The sequence below is a fragment of the Pseudomonas sp. Sample_16 genome (genome assembly GCF_004307665.1).
Classification (GTDB): domain Bacteria; phylum Pseudomonadota; class Gammaproteobacteria; order Pseudomonadales; family Pseudomonadaceae; genus Aquipseudomonas.
This window is the reverse complement of the sequence record NZ_RCOB01000201.1, coordinates 1-4,402: the sequence shown is the minus strand read 5'-3', so window position 1 is coordinate 4,402 and position 4,402 is coordinate 1. Positions and strand designations below refer to the sequence as shown.

Here is a 4,402-nt window from a genome sequence, read left to right as displayed (position 1 = left end):
GTGAAGATTTCTTCCCGGGACAGAATGCGCCCGGCGTTGGCCACCAACAGCCAGAGCAAGTCGAATTCGGCACTGGTCAATTCGATACCGTTGTCGTTCAACCAGGCTTCGCGCAAGGCGTTGTCCACCACCAGCGGACCAAACTGCAGGCGCCGTTGTTTTTCCGGTGCCGGTTCCGGGGCTTCACTGCGCCGCAGCAACGCCTGGATACGCGCCAGCAGCAAGCGCGGGCGCACCGGTTTGCAGACGTAATCGTCGGCGCCCAGGTCGAGGCCGAGGATCTGGTCGGTGTCATCGCTGCGTGCGGTGAGCATCAGGATCGGGCCGTCGTAGCGGTCGCGGACCTTGCGGCAGATACTCAGGCCATCTTCACCGGGGAGCATCAGGTCGAGGATCACCAGGTCCGGCTGTTCCTTGATGATGCGCGCTGCCGCCAGGGCGCCATTGCCCTCGATCGACACCCGCAGGCCATTGGCTTCCAGGTAATCGCGGGTCAGTTCGGCGAGACGCTGGTCGTCCTCCACAATCAGTACCTGCCAGGCTTCTTGCTCCACGGATGACCTCTGCTTGCCAATGACGCTAATAAGGAAGGATCCGCCCGTCTTTTTGTAATGATTCGGGGGGATAAATTGCATATACGCTGGCCGATTGTATAAACGTCACCTGCGCAGAACACAAGCCGGTAAATGCGTTCGGACATGGCGGTTTTTTGTGATAGGGTTCGCGCCCTTAAAAATCCGGCCGGCCGTTTTCGATCGTTGAAAAATGCTGAAAAAAGGTCCGGTCCAGCAGCATCGCGGCCTACACGCCGGTTCGCTCTTTCACACACAATTTACGCACAGGTTTATCCACAGGTAGTACGTTGCAATCGCCCCCCAAAACGCATTATCTTGTAGCCCAGCGCCAAAAAAACCCTAGATGTAGGGTTTAGCGCAAAAAACCAAACACAAACCGGACACCAATTTCAAGCGCTTTTCTTGCCACTGTCCGGTTGAACCAAACGTATTTTCGAAAGACCAAACCGCGCGTGCGGATGGCTACTGTATTTCGGCCCGATGGGGTGAAAACGGTACGGGTGTTGCAGTCCTGAACTGTCACCTCAAAGGACCCCGGTCTTGCGCCCAAGGCGTGAGACCAAAGACTTCGGCATGGAAGCGGCGCCCAATAGCCCCCTTCCTGATCTGTCCCGAAGTTGGTATGCCCGGCACTCGCCGGTTGTAGTGCTTCAGGACGGAACGGTGGGCACTGTGATGGTGCCCAAACAAACATAGAGAATGTGGAGACAACCCCCCATGCAAACCGACACAACTCGCGAGAACCCGCAGGGCACCTTGCCGCAGGCCGCCGATTCGACTTCGGATCTGGCAGCCACCGCGCCTGGCCAGCTGCGCGTGATCAAGCGTAACGGCACTGTCGTTCCTTATACCGATGACAAGATCACCGTCGCCATCACCAAAGCGTTTCTCGCAGTTGAAGGCGGCACCGCTGCTGCTTCGTCGCGAATCCACGACACCGTGGCCCGCCTGACCGAACAGGTCACCGCCACCTTCAAGCGTCGCATGCCATCGGGCGGCACCATCCACATCGAAGAAATCCAGGACCAGGTTGAACTGGCCCTGATGCGCGCCGGCGAGCAGAAAGTCGCGCGCGACTACGTGATCTACCGTGACGCGCGCTCCAAGGAACGCGCTGCGCACGCCCCGGTCGAAGAAGCCGTCAACGCTCACCCGTCGATCCGCATCACCCGCGCCGACGGTACTTTCGCACCGCTGGACATGGGCCGCCTGAACACCATCGTCACCGAAGCGTGCGAAGGCCTGGAAGAAGTCGACGGCGACCTGATCCAGCGCGAAACCCTGAAAAACCTTTACGACGGCGTAGCCCTGACCGACGTCAACACCGCACTGGTGATGACCGCCCGTACCCTGGTCGAGCGTGAGCCGAACTACTCGTTCGTGACCGCCCGCCTGCTGATGGACACCCTGCGTGCCGAAGGCCTGGGCTTCCTCGGTGTTGCCGACAGCGCCACCCACCACGAGATGGCCGACCTGTACGCCAAGGCCCTGCCGGCCTACATCGCCAAGGGTATCGAATTCGAATTGCTGAACCCGGTCCTGGCCTCCTTCGACCTGGAAAAACTCGGCAAGGCCATCAACCACGAGCGCGACCAGCAGTTCACCTACCTGGGCCTGCAAACCCTGTACGACCGTTACTTCATCCACAAGGATGGCGTGCGTTTCGAACTGCCGCAGATCTTCTTCATGCGCGTGGCCATGGGCCTGGCGATCGAAGAGAAGCACAAAGAAGACCGTGCGATCGAGTTCTACAACCTGCTGTCGTCCTTCGACTACATGTCGTCGACGCCGACCCTGTTCAACGCCGGCACCCTGCGTCCACAGCTGTCGAGCTGCTACCTGACCACCGTGCCGGATGACCTGTCGGGCATCTACCACGCGATCCACGACAACGCCATGCTGTCGAAATTCGCTGGCGGCCTGGGCAACGACTGGACCCCGGTTCGTGCGCTGGGTTCGTACATCAAGGGCACCAACGGCAAATCCCAGGGCGTCGTGCCGTTCCTCAAAGTGGTGAACGACACCGCCGTCGCCGTTAACCAGGGTGGCAAGCGCAAAGGCGCTGTGTGTGCCTACCTGGAAACCTGGCACATGGACATCGAAGAGTTCATCGAACTGCGCAAGAACACCGGTGATGACCGTCGTCGTACCCACGACATGAACACCGCCAACTGGATCCCTGACCTGTTCATGAAGCGTGTCTTCGATGACGGCAAGTGGACCCTGTTCTCGCCATCCGAAGTACCGGACCTGCACGACCTGACCGGCAAGGCTTTCGAAGAGCGTTACGAGTACTACGAAGCCCTGACCGAGTACCCGGGCAAGGTCAAGCTGTTCAAGACCATCCAGGCCAAAGACCTGTGGCGCAAAATGCTGTCCATGCTGTTTGAAACCGGCCACCCATGGCTGACCTTCAAAGACCCGTGCAACCTGCGCAGCCCGCAGCAGCACGTCGGCGTGGTCCACAGCTCGAACCTGTGCACCGAGATCACCTTGAACACCAACAAGGACGAGATCGCCGTTTGCAACCTGGGCTCGATCAACCTGCCGAACCACATCGTGGGCGGCAAGCTCGACACCGCCAAGCTGCAACGTACCGTCAACACCGCCGTGCGCATGCTCGACAACGTGATCGACATCAACTACTACTCGGTGCCGCAAGCGAAGAACTCCAACTTCAAGCACCGTCCGGTCGGCCTGGGCATCATGGGCTTCCAGGATGCGCTGTACCTGCAGCACATCCCTTACGGCTCCGATGCTGCGGTGCAGTTCGCCGACACGTCCATGGAAGCAGTCAGCTACTTCGCGATCCAGGCGTCCTGCGACCTGGCCGACGAGCGTGGCGCCTACGAGACGTTCCAGGGCTCGCTGTGGTCCAAGGGCATCCTGCCGCTGGATTCGCAACAGATCCTGATCGAAGCCCGTGGCCAGAAGTACATCGATGTCGACCTGAAGGAAACCCTGGACTGGGCACCGGTACGTGCCCGCGTGCAGAAAGGTATCCGTAACTCCAACATCATGGCCATCGCGCCGACCGCGACCATCGCCAACATCACTGGCGTATCGCAGTCGATCGAACCGACCTACCAGAACCTCTATGTGAAATCGAACCTGTCGGGCGAATTCACCGTGATCAACCCGTACCTGGTTCGCGACCTCAAGGCTCGCGGTCTGTGGGACTCGGTCATGATCAACGACCTGAAGTACTACGACGGTTCGGTTCAGCAGATCGAGCGCATCCCGCAAGAACTCAAAGAGCTCTACGCGACCGCGTTCGAAGTGGACACCAAGTGGATCGTCGACGCGGCCAGCCGTCGTCAGAAGTGGATCGACCAGGCTCAGTCGCTGAACCTGTACATCGCCGGCGCTTCGGGCAAGAAGCTGGACGTGACCTACCGCATGGCTTGGTACCGTGGCCTGAAAACCACTTACTACCTCCGTGCCCTGGCCGCGACCAGCACCGAGAAGTCGACCATCAACACCGGCAAGCTGAACGCTGTTTCCAGCGGCGGCAACCACGGTGACGACTCGGTCCTGGCAGCGCCTGCCGGTCCTGCTCCAGTACCGAAGGCTTGCGCCATCGACGAGCCGGATTGCGAAGCTTGCCAATAAGCTGAGCCGGTAGGCGTCGAAAGACGCTTATCCGAACCCCCGACAGGCCTCTGGCTTGCCGGGGGTTTTCTTTTGCCCCTCTGCAGGAGCAAAGCTTGCTCGCGATGGCCACTTCACGATTCGTCTGGATTACCGTGTAATCGTTCATCGCGAGCGAGCTTCGCTCCTTGTATGTTGACCCTGAGTCCAAAGAGAGAGGTTACGCTCAAGGACTC

2 protein-coding genes are annotated in these 4,402 nt (G+C 59.6%); one reads left to right on the top strand and one right to left on the bottom strand.

Annotated elements, in window-relative coordinates:
* The coding region (locus D8U69_RS26930; RefSeq protein WP_130908501.1) for a response regulator transcription factor at window positions 1–554 on the bottom strand (554 nt) is incomplete at its 3' end.
* 738 nt (window positions 555–1,292) lie between these two features.
* Between D8U69_RS26930 and D8U69_RS26925 the strand changes: the two genes are divergently transcribed.
* Window positions 1,293–4,187, top strand: a complete 2,895-nt coding sequence (locus D8U69_RS26925; RefSeq protein ID WP_130908500.1) for a ribonucleoside-diphosphate reductase subunit alpha — start codon at window positions 1,293–1,295, stop codon at window positions 4,185–4,187.
* Window positions 4,188–4,402: the final 215 nt, after the last annotated feature.